Consider the following 13512-nt stretch of genomic DNA (forward strand, 5'->3'; position numbering starts at 1 on the left):
AATACGATGAGAAACCAGGAGATTATCAACAAGGCAGAAATGACGCTCGCTTCACTGAAAAGCGGCGGCCTAATGAATCCGACTCAAGCATCAACGTTTATCCGTATGGTGCAAGATACGCCAACAATTTTAAATGATGCCCGCGTCATTCCGATGGACCACGATGCACAGAAATTTGAGAAGATCGGTTTTGGCCAGCGTATTTTGAGGGCAGCAGAGGAAGGAAAGTCACTTTCTTCTGATGAAAGAGCTGTTCCAACTACAAGTACGATCGGTCTGAACGCAAAAGAAGTCATCGCAGAAGTCCACATCACGTATGACACACTCGAAAACAACATCGAAAAAGATGGCCTGCAAAACACCATCATGCAAATGCTGGCTGAGCGTGCGGCAGTGGATATCGAGGAATTGATCATTAACGGGGATTCAAAATCAGATGATTCATTCCTTGCACAAATTGATGGAATTCGTAAGCAAGCCCAATCTCACATTGTGGATGCTGCGGGGGGAGAGTTGTCACGGCAAATTTTCAAACGGGGTTATAAGGCTGTACCGCCTAAATATTTGCGCGTGCCGCAGGAATTCCGTTTCTATACTTCACCAGGTATCGAAGTTGAATGGAAGGATAAGGTGGCCGATCGTCAAACCAATCTGGGGGACGCTGCCGTTCAAGGCGGGCTTTCTTCTGCTTTTGGTGTGCCGATCAAAGGAATCGCAAACATGCAGCCATATTCCACAGGCGAAGGAGAAAAAGCGATCGACGTATCAGACGTCATTTTGACTCATCCGAAAAACATCGTGCTCGGCTTCTCCCGTAATATCCGAATTGAAGTCGATAAAGATATCCGCCGCCGAAAATTCATTATTGTTTTGACAGCAAAACTGGACAGCGTGTTTGAGGAAGAGGACGCGGTAGCCAAAATCATCAAGGTCAAAGAGTAGGTGAAGACGCATGGCAGATACCTATAAAGCGCAACTGATCAAAGGGAAAACTTACGATGTCATGGACCATGTTTTTACCCTGGGTGCAGAGCGAGACGTCAAGAAAACGGTGTATCTCTATCTTAAAGACAATGAACAGTTTGATTGTAAATTAATCAAAGAAAAAGAAGAGAAAGAAGACCCAGAGACTGACGGCAAGTCCAAGGATGATGGTGCAGAAGGTAGCGGCGAATCGAATGAAGAGGAAGCGGCCGCTAATATATCAGCGGCATCGCCTGCTTCGAAAGTATACACAGAATCAGAATTGAGAGGCATGACGAAGGCAGGACAAGAGGACATTATCTCTGACCTTGGCGGCGATCCTGCAGCGTTTAAAAACGCAGATGAAAGGATTGCCTTCATCCTGCAGAAACAAGGGGAGTGATGCGGGATGCTGATCACTCCTGACGAAGTGATTGCCTATTCTGTTTTCGATACGGTAAAGGCTCGGCCTGAGGATTTGCTTCAGCATGATATTTTAGAGGCTGAAACCGAGATTCAAAGCATTGTCGGGCATAATTTTTCTGATGAGAAATATCAGCAGATGCCAGAAAAGGTCAAGCTTGCCTTATTAAAGATGGCGCAATATTTCGCCTTGATCAATTCTGATGAATCTATCGTCAAGGGCTATAAATCTGAAAAAATCGGAGACTATTCCTATACGCTTGGAGACGGTCAGACCATTCAAAAGCCAGATGTCGAAAATCTATTAAAAGATTTTGTTGAGGATCCAAATGTCCCACCTGATGGTAAAGGATCTTTTCTCCTTAGGGTGAGAGCATTATGAGCTACAGTCGGCTCTTAACACACCGCTGTGACATCTACCATCTAAAAGAGGAGCAGCCGGCGGAATCCCGGTATGGTGTTCCGGTTCAGGATGGCCAGCCAGAATTCTCTTATCCCGATGAACCGGATATTTTGGATCAAGCTTGTTACTTTACGGAGAAAAATCAATCCGTTGTGCAGCAGGAACCGAATACATTGATCGTTCACTCTTTTCTGGTTCATTTCCCAGCTTCAGCGGATATTCGACTCAATGACAAAGTGATTTGGGAAGGAACTTCTTATAAGCTGCAGAAGCCAAGAAAAATTAAAAATCATCACATCGAAGTGATGGTAGTCAGGAGTGACGATCTATGAGAATTGACGGCTTGGATGAATTTATTCAGGCTCTCGATGAAGCAATTGACGGAGGGATTCAAAGCCAATATGAGCTTTGGCTTGAGGCGATGGGGTATGAGTTTTTGGATATTGTTCAAGATGAAATTATGAAAACTGAAACCGTCGAAACGCGCCGCCTGTTAAACTCCTTTGAGAAGGGTGACGCAGACAATATTTTCTCTACGACCGCTGGCAGTCTGACATTGGATGTAGGGACCAATTTGGAATACGCTTCTTTTGTAAACGACGGGCACTTTACAATTGATCCATCAAAGAATCTCGACCGCCGGTGGGTTCCTGGGCGATGGAAAGGTGACCGCTTTGAATATGATCCCGCTGCGGAAACCGGAATGCTGCTGAAGTTTCAATGGATTGACGGATCCGGATTCTGGGACAATGCACTGGCGATCTTTGAGCGAATGTTTGAAAAAAGCTTAGACCGCAAGCTTCAGGAATGGCTGGATGAATTCTAAAGGTGGTGATGGCTTGAACGATGAAGTCGGGTCCATTATGAACTTCTTTTATCGGGTGTTTCCCGTCCAAATATATGACCGGGAGATTCCTATTCAAATTAAAACCCCGTCTCTCTATTTCCCGCCGCCTTCTGTAGCGGATGGGAATGACACAGTGTCAACGTATATGAAAGCGTACAGCCTCAATGTGAAGCTGTTTCATAAGGATTCACAACAGGCCCACGATGAAGCTGAGAAGATCGCTGAGGCTGTACGGGAAAGGCGCAGCACGATTCCTCTTGTTGATACTGAAGGAACGGAGACGGGGGAATCTTTGCGAATCAATCGGATAGAATCACGAATATCTGATAAAGGGGTCGCTGTGTTGGTTGTTCAATGGAACAGCCGATATTGGTACAAAAGAGATGAAAAGCCGTCTCTTCAGGATTTTGATTTTACAAGCGGGGTGAAATAAGTGGACACAAAGAAAGCAAAAAATGAAGAGATTGAGGGGCTGAATGCCACGCGCCGCCCAGAATCTCTCTTTCAGATTCAAGACTTACGGGAGCACAGTAAAGAGCTGTTCGGGGTTAAACCGGAAGTTCTGGACGGTGCTCTTTTTGGTTTGAACCAGAAGCAAGTGACTAAATCAGAAGCGAAGAAACGCATTCGTGAATTTCTTCGGAAGGAGGCTAAATAAATGAACGGCGGAACATTCACACCAGGCAAAGAAAAAGAACGTGCCGGCATCTATTTTAATTTTAAAACAACAGCACAGGAACGTGTTTCTCTCGGCGAACGTGGGATTGCAGCTGTACCTGTGAATACAAGCTGGGGAGAAGCAAAAAAATTCATTTCAATCTCAAATATCGAGGATCTGAATAAAAAGGTTGGATTGCCGATAGATGACCCATCCCTGCTTTTATTCAGAGAAGCCAAGAAAAAAGCCCAGACGGTTCTCCTGTATCGCTTGAATGAGGGAAACCGCGCAACTGGAGATATTGGTGAGGGCGTGAAAGCAACCGCCAATTACGGCGGCACAAAAGGAAATGACATCATCATTCAAGTCAGCGAAAATGTCTTGGATTCTTCAAAGTTTGATGTCACCACGTTTTTTAATCAGTCTGAAGTGGATAAACAAACGGTTTCTAAAGCAGAAGAACTGCAAGCCAATCAATATGTCACCTTTACCGGTAAGGGAGAACTGACGATTACGATTCCACTTTCGGGGGCTGAAGGTGATGAAGAAGAAGGAAAACTAAATCCTTCTGCTGGAGTCCGGCTTTCAGGCGGTACAGACAAGACGGCCACGAATGAAGACTATATGGATTTCTTGGAGGCAGCTGAAACAGAATACTTTGACACCATCGCTCTCCCGATAGAAACAAGCGAGCAATTGAAAGCCACATTCGTTTCATTTATTCAGCGTTTACGCGATAAACAAGGGCGCAAGGTCCAAGGTGTCCTTTTCGGATATAAAGGCGATTATGAAGGCATTATCAATGTGACAGAAGGCGTTCTGTTGGAAGACGGTACAGAGATTGCGCCGCATCAGGCTACAGCATGGGTAGCCGGGGCCAGCGCGGGAGCTTCTTTCAATCAATCCTTGACCTTTGTTGAATACGAAGGCGCGGTGGATGTCCTGAACCGCCTTGACGATGACACAGTCATTGAGAAGCTGAACAACGGAGAGTTCTTATTCACATTTGACGCTCGCGATAAATCTGTCAGCGTTGAAAAGGATATTAATTCTCTCACGACTTTTACGGCCGAGAAAAATAAAAAATTCTCGAAAAACAAAATCATCCGGGTACTTGATGCCATCAACAACGATCTCACACGGGAACTGAAAGCACTTATTAAATCCAGAAAAGGAACCGGCAGTGATATCCCGGCTTCCGATGATGGCCTGCAGTATGTCAAAACGCTCATCATTCAATACCTGACGACACTTCAGGACGGAGACGGGATTATAGGCTTTGATTCAGAAAACGATCTGACTATCAAGCTGAATGAGGACCGTGACGGATTCTTGATTGACCTGGCCGTTCAGCCGGTTGACGCAGCTGAAAAATTCTACTTCAATGTGGAGGTGAAGTAAGATGGCTTTTAAAGCTCAAAACACGATTTCAGGAAAAGAAGGCCGTCTGTTTTTGGATGGGGAAGAATTGGCCTTTATCAAAACCTTTGAGGCCAATGTAGAGAAAAACAAAGCAGAGGTCAATGTCATGGGCCGTCGTATGACAGGGCATAAAACAACGGGGGCAAATGGAACGGGAACAGCGACATTCTATAAAGTCACATCACGATTTGTGCAGCTGATGCTGAACTATGTGAAAAAGGGAGAAGATCCATATTTCACATTGCAAGCGGTTCTCGATGACCAATCTTCCGGCCGCGGAACTGAACGGGTCACACTGTTCGACGTGAACTTTGACTCCGCCAAAATCGCGGGGCTCGATGTAGACTCGGAAGCACTGGAAGAGGAAGTGCCGTTCACTTTCGAGGATTTTGATTTGCCTGAGAAGCTGAATGACTCTTTCTAATGTGTTTTACCATCAATTAAAAGTATTGAGGATACAATTTTTATTGCATTATTAATTAGTTTTGTAGATAATGAATGTATACTGAATGTATATCAAAGTCTTCTGATGTTACCAAAATAACTAATAATAATTAGCGGTGAAGGGCGTCAGATGGTTTACATTCTTAACATCTTGCATAAACTAAAAAAGACCCCGGCTGCGCAAACAACCGGGCATACACAAAGCGGGCCCATCAAAAGGGGCTGGCTCAATCGCACTTTGGAAGAGACTTCCCTATGAACTTTGCGAGGGCTCAAGGGAAGTCTCACTTATCTCTCTTCGACAACACGGCAATCAACATGCCAAAAGCAATCATTAAAGAGATTGTCTCATATGTTGTCATAAGCATCCCCCCCTTTCAGGGGATGAGCTAACTTCCCTTGAGTGAGCCGAGCTTTATGTACAATGAATATTTTACCATAACACTCTCAAACACCGAGAGTGTTTTTTTATTGCCCACAAACAAAATGAAAAGGAGCTAATAAACATGAGCGAAAAACAAAATGAAAAAGTATATGATCTTTCCTTCTTTATGCCGGGACAAACAGAGGAAGCGGAAGAAGTAATGGTGCCTATCTCTAAGCGTTTTAAAGACAAAAAGGGGAATGTCATTCCTTTTGTCTTCAAAGCTATCACGACAGAGCGCATCGATGAGCTCGAAAAAGAGAATACAACTTATAAAAATGTGAAAGGCCGGGGCCGCGTGAAAGACCTGGACACTCAACGTTTCTATGCACGGATTGCGGTAGAGTCTACTGTTTATCCGGATTTCTGTTCGAAAGAGTTGAGAGAGGCATATAAAACACCTGATCCAGTTGAGGTTGCTAAGCGTGTCCTGTCCGTCGGCGGCGAATATGCGAACTGGCTTCAGAAAGCTATTGAGATTAATGGGTTTGAAGATGACCCAGAAGATTTAGAAGCAGCTGTAAAAAACTAATCAAGGATGGGAATAAGGAGGCCGTGTATTTGTATTACTGCATGCATGAGCTTCATTATTCTCCATCCCAATTACTAGAGATTTATGAAGCGCCGCGAAATTTCAAGGCGTTTTTATTTGGGCTTATTGGTCACAAACTTGAAGTGCTAGAAAAAGAGGCAAAGAAGGGAGGTAAATAGATTATGGCCAGATTATCCGCACGATTTGATTTGCAGGATCGCATTACCTCTCGTCTGCGTGTTATCCGAGGTGAGATGACTCGTATTAATAGACTAAGACAAAGGACTGAGCAGCGCCCTTTTGTTATTCGTGTAAGAGACAGGGCCAGTCAAACGTTGAGAAGAATTCATATGTTCATTCTCCGGGACATCGGCAGGTCTCATCAGCTTGTGTTGTCTGTGAAGGACTTGGTGACACGATCAATGCAAAAAATCAATCGGTTTATTGCTCGGAGGATGCCGCAGACGCATGAAATTATGATGAGAGTCGTTGACCGGGCAACACCACCGATTCAGCGCCTTAGACGCTATTTGGATCGTCACTTATCCGGCCCACGCCGAATCATTATTGAGGCAAATGATCGGGCGACGGCCGTCATTCGCCGTATCTCCAGATATGCAAGGGATCAGCTGGGAAGAGGCTATAATGTCACGGTTCGTGCGGTAGACATGGTGACGAGAACCGTCAATCGTATTGTCTCAAGCGCAAGGCGTGAAATTCCTGAATACTACAGGTCAAGCATTCAAGCTATTGATCGATTTACGGCACCTGCCCGCCGAATTACTTCTTTTGCAAATGAACATTTAAATCGGACATGGACCACAACAGTTAAGGTGTTAGACCTGGCAACCAAACCTCTGAAGGCGATCGCTTCCGCGGCAACTTCAACTCTCGGAATTCTCGGTGTAGGGGCGGGATCGACAGGCGGAATTGTGGTTCCTTTAAAGATGGTTGCTGATCGTCAAAATATGACGACGGCATTTGAAACCTTGCTCGGAAGCCGAGATGCGGCCAATAAAAGGTTGGACGAGTTAACAACTTTTGCCGGCCAAACTCCGTTTACACGGGATGAAATTTTCGAATCAAGCCGGGTGCTGCAAGTCTTTACCGGAAATGCTCTTTCAACTGCAGAAGGGATGAAACTTGTCGGGGACGTAGCCGCAGGTGTTCAACGACCATTCTCGGAAGTCTCTCTTTGGATGGGTCGCCTATATGATGGCATCAAGTCGGGCCGTCCGATCGGGGATGCTACGGCAGCCCTGCAAGAAATGGGGGCCATTTCTGGTCAGACGAGAAACAAACTTGAGAAGTTAGCGGAGAGCGGAGAGGACATTTCTAAAACTTGGCCGCAGGTAACAAAGGAATTCAGTAAATACAATGACATGATGGTCAAGATGTCTGACAACCTCACTAACTTATTTTTAGGAGTAAAATCATTTATCAATAACTCCATCCTCATGCCATGGGGAAAAGGGCTGGCAGAGGCCTTTCAGCCTGCTCTTGAAGCGTTTAGAGAATGGCGCGGTGAATACTCTTTTGTACTGACAGACCTTACAAATAAAGCTCAGAAGGCAGGAAAGGCTTTTGCAGAAAGCTTCTTGAATCCGACGAAAAATGTATTTGGTTTCATCGGTGAACAGTTCAAAATCCTTTTTCCAGGAGAACTCACAAAAAAACAAAAGAAAGAGTTCGAACTGAAATTTAAAGAAGATCCTGAACTGAAAAAACGGTTTGATCAGCTGCAAAAATACAGGGATATGGATTTTGAAACCCGCTGGCATATTGTTCTCGACAATACGAAGGATGTCTTCGGAGAATGGTGGAGAAAAACAGGCGAACCCGGCTTAATTAAAATGGCGGGCAATCTCGGTAGTACCTACGGCGGTGTTATAAACGGAGTGATAAATGGTCTATTGGGGATCGATGATAAATCATCCGAAAATGGCTTTGTCAATGCAGGAACAAAAGCCGGCCGTCAATTTATTATCAGTTTTGTTGATGCTCTTGATCCGGTTGAACTATCAGTGCGGATTGCAGGAAAGCTGGCCAAATTAAATTGGGATGCGGTCACTGGACAAGGTTCTGTTGGCGGCGCTCTTCTCGCTGATGCCTTCGCTTTAGCTTTTATCGGTAAGGTTGGCCACCTTCTAAAACCTGTTGGGAAGCTTATTTCTGGTGTATTCGCCGGATATAAGTGGTTAAAAAATAGACCTGGTTCCGGCGGAGCAGGTGGGGGACCACTCACATCCTCCGGTAGAAACAGGAGAGGTGGAAGAAGGGGAGAGTACCGAAATCCTTGGTTTGGCCGAGATGAAAGGGTTTCTCCATCTAATCCAAACCAAGCCAGAGGTGGCGGCTTCTTGCGTAGAGCTGGAAGAGGGGCCAAATCAATTGGTAAACGTGTTCCTATCTTGGGAACCGCACTCGCAGCAACTGAGCTAATCGGCATAAATAAGGACAACGCAGGTGAAAAATTAGGCGGTTTTGGCGGCGGTCTTGGAGGATCAGCTGCTGGAGCAAGTGCCGGGGCTTCACTTGGAACTTTAATTGCACCAGGAATCGGAACAGCGGTCGGTGGTGTACTCGGTGGGATCGCTGGCGGCATTGGCGGTTCAGACCTTGGAAATAGCATCGGAAAGTGGTTTGATGACGGCGGCATCATGAAGACATGGGATTCCATTGTAAAAAAATCAGAAAAAACATGGGGGGAAATTCAAAAAACATGGGAGAAGGTGTCTGACTGGTTCACAGATAATGTGTCAGATCCAATCTCTAAAGCTCTTGATGATGCCCTCACCTGGATTCAAGACACATGGTCAAGCGTCACATCTTGGTTCCAGGACAACGTTTGGACTCCTTTGATCAAACCCGTCGTTGATTTTGCCATTCAGGTCTGGGATTGGTTCGTCCAAGCTTGGACTTGGATTCAAAACACTTGGAACGCCGTATCAACCTGGTTTAATGATAACGTTTGGACTCCTTTCTATAATGTCGCTGTAAGAGTCATTAACAATGTCGTTGGTTTCTTTACGGTAGCTTGGTACACCATTCAGCTGGTATGGGGGATTGCTTCATCATGGTTTATGGAATATGTTTGGGATCCAATATTGTCACATGTCGTTCAGTTTGCAATAGATGTGTGGGGGTGGCTTGTCCAAGCATGGAATTGGATTTCTGAAACATGGTCTACAGTCTCAGCATGGTTCATGGATTATGTTTGGAATCCAGTATTGTCACACGTAGTCCAATTTGCAATAGATGTGTGGAATTGGCTCGTTAAAGCATGGAACTGGATTTCTGAAACATGGTCCACCGTTTCAACTTGGTTCGTCGAAAACGTCTGGGACCCCATTCTTGTTCCGGCCATACACACAGCAACCGCCATTTGGGGCTGGCTTGTTAAAGCATGGAATTGGATTCAGGAAACATGGAACACCGTATCAACATGGTTTGTTGAATATGTCTGGGACCCTATTTTAAAACCAGTCATTAAACTGGCTAAACTGATCTGGAACAAGTTTGAAGAGGCTATAGAAAATATTAAAGAAACCTGGAAGGGAATAGATAAGTGGTTTCATAAGCTTTTAGATCCCGTTTTAGACCTCGCCAAAGAAATCGGTACGGCATTTAAAAATGCATTTGGTTGGGCCGGTGACCTCTGGAAAAAAGCACAAGATTTTGGAGGGTCTGTAAAAGATGGCTGGAACAATCTTATATATGGTGACAATGAAACAGCCTTTGAAAAAATCGGTAAAGAAAAGACTGGTTTCGAGCGGAAGAAGAAACCAGATACAAAGGCTACGGGCGGATATATCACCAAACCAACAATCTCCTGGATCGGGGAAGCCGGAAACGAATTTGTCATTCCAACTCAAAACAACCGCGGGCGCGGAAAAATGTTGTTGGCACAGGCAGCAACTCAGCTTGGCATGCAGGTTGTCGATGATATTGGTTCGGCATCCGCTGATGCAGGAACTGTAACACCTATTTCAAGTGCGGCTTCTTATTCTGCCTCTGTCTCACCATCGATGAATGCGGGTGGCGATGTTACGAATCAAGCATCGTCTTTTGGTCAGCAATTCACAGATGGTTTTGATGAAGGATTAAATTCAAACGTTGTCTCAATGGAGGATTGGAAGCAGAAAAATATTCAGAAGCCATTTAATAGTTTGAGTACCCTGTCACCAACCTTTGGCAAAAACGTGGTAACTGGATATGCGGCAGGGCAAAATACGACGGCGACCGGTACGGATGGCCTCCTGCAGTCCAAAGTCAAAGCGCCATTTCAAAATACGGTTAATTCAGCATCTTCTTGGGGTGTGAATACTGTCAAAGGATTCGCGGCTGGCCAGAATTCTACGCCTACAGGTACAAACCAATTTGTCAGCACTCATATCAATAAGCCATTCCTTGATGCGAAACAGTCATCAAGCGGCTGGGGAAATGGCATGATTGGCAACTTTATAACGGGTATGAATTCAAAAGGTAGTGAAGTGAAAGAAGCTGCCAAAGAGCTGGCCAAGAAAGTGGAACAAGCCTTCCGCGATCAATTGGAGATTCATTCTCCATCCCGAGTCATGATGAGTCTCGGGCGTTTTGCGTCTGTCGGAATTGTGAAGGGTCTAAGCTCTGTCGATGTGAAGAGCTTCGCCGAAAAACAAGCTGGCTCTCTAGCTGCAGCTTTCGCAGGAATGGGGTCAGTAGGCGGAAACATAAAAGATTGGCTGCTGAAAGCCCTTATGATTACAGGCACACCGATGAGTTGGCTTGGTCCATTATCTCAAATGGCTATGCATGAATCAGGCGGAAACCCCCGAGCTATTAACCTGTGGGACAGCAACGCCCAACGTGGCACGCCATCCAAAGGGTTAATGCAAACGATTGATCCAACTTTTAACGCTTATAAGATGAAGGGTTTAAATGATATATGGAACCCGATTCATAATGCTGTGGCAGCCATTAATTACATCAAAGCTCGATACGGTTCAATTTTTAACACGCCGGGAATGAGAAGCAAGAGAAATGGCGGCGGCTACAGGGGTTATGCCAATGGTGGCCTCATCACAAACGAACAAATTGCCCGCATTGGTGAAGGCGGAAAACGAGAATGGATCATTCCAGAAGAACGCGGTATTCGTGGTCGTTATCTGCTTTCTCAAGCAGCGCAAGCACTTGGTCTTGATGTATATGATCCGTCAGTTCAGCAGAATGACATATCGTCTGATCAAGTGGACATTGCAACGTCTGGTCAATCTGGGGGAACAGCGGTTATCCCATCCGGAACCAAAGAAATCAATATCAATTTTAACGGCGATCAGCATTTTCATAATGATCAAGATATTGATCGCTTGATTGATAAAATCAAACAGGCCTTAGTTGATGAATTAGAGGAGGACATCAACATTGGAACGAAGGGGAGTGTAGCTTTTGACTAAATCTGTTTATGAATTTTGGTTGTCACAGGGGAAGGACAAGCTGCGCTTCCCCGTTCTTCCTGAAAAAATAGACGTAACCTATAACATGGCGAACGAAACCGTCAAAGTGGCCAACTTTGGCGAGATCACATTCATCAATGATCCGAACGCAAAAACAATCTCCTTTTCATCCTATTTTCCAAAAAAGTATTCCCCTTTGTCTGAATATAAAGGGTTCCCGTCGCCAGAAAACGCCATTGCGACGATTGAGCGGTGGATCAAAAATAAAAAGCCTGTGCGATTTATTGTTACCGGAACAAAGATTAATTTAAACTGCAGCATCGATGCTTTTACTCATCATGAAGGTCAAAAAGACATTGGGGACCGTGATTTTGATATCACATTAAAAGAGTATAAAACAGCGTCTCCGCGAAAGATCAAGCAAAAAAACAAAACGAAGAAGAAACGGCCGTCAAAGTCAGCTCCAAAGGTATACACCGTGAAAAAAGGAGATACGCTCTGGCATATTGCTGGCCGGTTCTACGGAAACAGCCTGAAGTGGCGGAAAATCTGGAATGCAAACAAAAAAGCTATGATCAAGAGGGATAAACGGAACGTACGGCAGCCCGGTCATTGGATTTTCCCTGGTCAGAAATTAAAGATACCTCAATGAGAATAGGTGAGCGGATATGATTGAACTATTTGTGATAACTGAAACGGAGTGGCGGGAGCTTATCACTGAAAGTGTTTCACTTGAAGGACAACGATATCAGGCTCCCCGTTCCATTCAGGCGACAATTGTGATCAAGCAGGGTGATCAAAAATATTACAGTGTGCAAGAAGGCGACACGGTTTTATTTAAATGGAAAGGCAAAGAGTTGTTCCGGGGGATTGTATTTTCCCGGATGCCAGGTGAACATACATTGGTGTTCACCGCCTATGACATGCTGCAGTACCTTGTAAAAAATAAAGATGTCTATGTTTTTTCAAACACGCGGGCAGACCAAATTGTACGCCGGATAGCCAATGATTTTCAAATTCCAAAGACCTCTATCACAAACACAGGGTATACGATTAAATCCCTTGTTTTTAAAAATGATACATCACTTTATGACATCATTTTGAAGGCCTTAAAAGAGACCAAAAAGCAAACGGGAAAAAACTATCAGCTTTATTCATCGAAAGGAAAACTCGGTTTGCGTGAATGGTCGGACCCAACAGAAATCTGGGTGTTGGAGACCGGCGTCAATATTATGGAGTATCAATACAGTACCTCTATAAATGACACAGCGACACGTGTGAAAATGCGCCGACAGAAAGACAAGAAAACCTATACGGCTACCGCAAGCGACAGCTCCGGTATAAAAAAGTATGGGGTTTTGCAGTATGTCGAGACGGTATCGGACAATATCAACCAGGCGCAGCTTCAGCAACGTGCCAATGTTAGGCAGTCACAGAAAAAGGGTGTCCAAAAGGAGCTGAAAGGCATTCTGGCTCTTGGGATTCCAGATCTTCAAAGCGGAATGCCGGTGTATATCTCGATTCCGGAGGCCGGCATTAAACAGAAATATTGGGTGGATAAAGACAAACATGAATTTAAAGGCTCTAAACACACCATGACAATTGATGTCGTATCTAAAAATAATACGCCTGCAGGTGTTTCATCATGAGGTTAAGTGATGCGATTAAAGAATTGGCTCTCGGTGCTGTTGAATCAGAGTCACCTGTCGATGTGCTGCCCGCGGAAGTCGTATCAGCTTCGCCGCTGAGCATTAGAATTCGGGACAATGACAAATTAGTGATTCCTTCGGATTTATTGGTTGTTGCTGAACATTTAACAGAACACACAAGGCAAATAGAGCTGGATGGAGAGAAAAAAACGATTCGTTTTTACAATCAATTGAATAAAGGAGACTATGTGATGATTGCGGCCATGCCAGGCGGGCAATCTTTTTTTGTGATCGATAAGATATAGGAGGTGT

Annotated in this window: 16 protein-coding genes; 15 read left to right on the forward strand and 1 reads right to left on the reverse strand. The window is 44.8% G+C overall.

Going from position 1 to position 13512, the window contains the following annotated elements; all coding sequences use genetic code 11:
- Nucleotides 1-6: 6 nt before the first annotated feature.
- Genes M654_RS08715 through M654_RS08755 form a run of 9 tightly spaced genes read left to right on the forward strand, consistent with a single transcriptional unit; the run spans nucleotide 7 to nucleotide 5140 of the window.
- Nucleotides 7-942, forward strand: coding sequence for a phage major capsid protein (locus tag M654_RS08715; protein ID WP_026586532.1), 936 nt, complete (start codon nucleotides 7-9; stop codon nucleotides 940-942).
- 10 nt (nucleotides 943-952) lie between these two features.
- A complete protein-coding gene (locus tag M654_RS08720) occupies nucleotides 953-1366 on the forward strand; it encodes a YqbF domain-containing protein (RefSeq protein WP_026586533.1) in 414 nt (137 codons plus the stop codon).
- A gap of 6 nt (nucleotides 1367-1372) precedes the next feature.
- Nucleotides 1373-1768 (forward strand): protein YqbG, encoded by a 396-nt coding sequence (yqbG, locus tag M654_RS08725; protein WP_026586534.1) that lies wholly within the window; start codon nucleotides 1373-1375, stop codon nucleotides 1766-1768.
- Nucleotides 1765-2121 carry a DUF3599 family protein gene (locus M654_RS08730; protein WP_026586535.1) on the forward strand — a complete coding sequence of 119 codons (357 nt, stop codon included), beginning with the start codon at nucleotides 1765-1767 and terminating at the stop codon, nucleotides 2119-2121. Before yqbG ends, M654_RS08730 begins: the two co-directional genes overlap by 4 nt.
- A complete protein-coding gene (locus M654_RS08735) occupies nucleotides 2118-2615 on the forward strand; it encodes an HK97 gp10 family phage protein (RefSeq protein WP_026586536.1) in 498 nt (165 codons plus the stop codon). The genes M654_RS08730 and M654_RS08735 overlap by 4 nt, the downstream gene beginning before the upstream one ends.
- A gap of 13 nt (nucleotides 2616-2628) precedes the next feature.
- Nucleotides 2629-3069 (forward strand): phage tail terminator family protein, encoded by a 441-nt coding sequence (locus M654_RS08740; protein WP_026586537.1) that lies wholly within the window; start codon nucleotides 2629-2631, stop codon nucleotides 3067-3069.
- On the forward strand, nucleotides 3070-3294 hold the full coding sequence (locus M654_RS08745) for a YqzN/YkzM domain-containing protein (protein ID WP_051290353.1): 225 nt from the start codon (nucleotides 3070-3072) through the stop codon (nucleotides 3292-3294).
- Nucleotides 3295-4695, forward strand: a complete 1401-nt coding sequence (locus M654_RS08750; protein ID WP_026586539.1) for a phage tail sheath family protein — start codon at nucleotides 3295-3297, stop codon at nucleotides 4693-4695.
- 1 nt (nucleotide 4696) lies between these two features.
- Nucleotides 4697-5140, forward strand: coding sequence for a phage tail tube protein (locus M654_RS08755; protein WP_026586540.1), 444 nt, complete (start codon nucleotides 4697-4699; stop codon nucleotides 5138-5140).
- 304 nt (nucleotides 5141-5444) lie between these two features.
- Here the strand turns inward: M654_RS08755 and M654_RS23855 are convergent, their stop codons facing one another.
- The gene (locus M654_RS23855) at nucleotides 5445-5528 is read right to left on the reverse strand and encodes a putative holin-like toxin (protein WP_152520987.1); all 84 of its coding nucleotides are present in this window, start codon (nucleotides 5526-5528) and stop codon (nucleotides 5445-5447) included.
- Between the two features lie 138 nt (nucleotides 5529-5666).
- Between M654_RS23855 and M654_RS08760 the strand changes: the two genes are divergently transcribed.
- From M654_RS08760 to M654_RS08785, 6 genes are read left to right on the forward strand one after another with little or no spacing between them, the layout of a single operon-like run.
- Entirely contained in the window at nucleotides 5667-6116 is a 450-nt protein-coding gene (locus tag M654_RS08760; protein ID WP_026586541.1) for a phage tail assembly chaperone, read from the forward strand.
- 29 nt (nucleotides 6117-6145) lie between these two features.
- A complete protein-coding gene (locus M654_RS08765) occupies nucleotides 6146-6295 on the forward strand; it encodes a hypothetical protein (RefSeq protein WP_094777351.1) in 150 nt (49 codons plus the stop codon).
- Nucleotides 6296-6298: 3 nt separating this feature from the next.
- Entirely contained in the window at nucleotides 6299-11551 is a 5253-nt protein-coding gene (locus tag M654_RS08770) for a transglycosylase SLT domain-containing protein (protein ID WP_026586542.1), read from the forward strand.
- Nucleotides 11544-12203, forward strand: a complete 660-nt coding sequence (locus M654_RS08775; RefSeq protein WP_026586543.1) for a LysM peptidoglycan-binding domain-containing protein — start codon at nucleotides 11544-11546, stop codon at nucleotides 12201-12203. Before M654_RS08770 ends, M654_RS08775 begins: the two co-directional genes overlap by 8 nt.
- A 16-nt stretch (nucleotides 12204-12219) precedes the next feature.
- Nucleotides 12220-13200: an XkdQ/YqbQ family protein gene (locus tag M654_RS08780; RefSeq protein ID WP_026586544.1), complete on the forward strand. Its 981-nt coding sequence runs from the start codon at nucleotides 12220-12222 to the stop codon at nucleotides 13198-13200.
- Complete coding sequence (locus tag M654_RS08785; protein ID WP_026586545.1) at nucleotides 13197-13505, forward strand: DUF2577 domain-containing protein; 309 nt, start codon at nucleotides 13197-13199, stop codon at nucleotides 13503-13505. The genes M654_RS08780 and M654_RS08785 overlap by 4 nt, the downstream gene beginning before the upstream one ends.
- The last annotated feature ends 7 nt before the right edge of the window (nucleotides 13506-13512 follow it).

The sequence above is a fragment of the Bacillus sp. NSP9.1 genome, from assembly GCF_000465465.2.
In the GTDB taxonomy this organism is placed as follows: Bacteria; Bacillota; Bacilli; order Bacillales; family Bacillaceae; genus Bacillus; species Bacillus sonorensis_A.

Bases quoted from the DNA above. Each gene is read 5' to 3' on its own strand.
- M654_RS08715 (WP_026586532.1), top strand. From the start codon at position 7: ATGAGAAACCAGGAGATTATCAACAAGGCAGAAATGACGCTCGCTTCA.
- M654_RS08720 (WP_026586533.1), top strand. From the start codon at position 953: ATGGCAGATACCTATAAAGCGCAACTGATCAAAGGGAAAACTTACGAT.
- yqbG (WP_026586534.1), top strand. From the start codon at position 1,373: ATGCTGATCACTCCTGACGAAGTGATTGCCTATTCTGTTTTCGATACG.
- M654_RS08730 (WP_026586535.1), top strand. From the start codon at position 1,765: ATGAGCTACAGTCGGCTCTTAACACACCGCTGTGACATCTACCATCTA.
- M654_RS08735 (WP_026586536.1), top strand. From the start codon at position 2,118: ATGAGAATTGACGGCTTGGATGAATTTATTCAGGCTCTCGATGAAGCA.
- M654_RS08750 (WP_026586539.1), top strand. From the start codon at position 3,295: ATGAACGGCGGAACATTCACACCAGGCAAAGAAAAAGAACGTGCCGGC.
- M654_RS08755 (WP_026586540.1), top strand. From the start codon at position 4,697: ATGGCTTTTAAAGCTCAAAACACGATTTCAGGAAAAGAAGGCCGTCTG.
- M654_RS23855 (WP_152520987.1), bottom strand. From the start codon at position 5,528: ATGCTTATGACAACATATGAGACAATCTCTTTAATGATTGCTTTTGGC.
- M654_RS08760 (WP_026586541.1), top strand. From the start codon at position 5,667: ATGAGCGAAAAACAAAATGAAAAAGTATATGATCTTTCCTTCTTTATG.
- M654_RS08770 (WP_026586542.1), top strand. From the start codon at position 6,299: ATGGCCAGATTATCCGCACGATTTGATTTGCAGGATCGCATTACCTCT.
- M654_RS08780 (WP_026586544.1), top strand. From the start codon at position 12,220: ATGATTGAACTATTTGTGATAACTGAAACGGAGTGGCGGGAGCTTATC.
- M654_RS08785 (WP_026586545.1), top strand. From the start codon at position 13,197: ATGAGGTTAAGTGATGCGATTAAAGAATTGGCTCTCGGTGCTGTTGAA.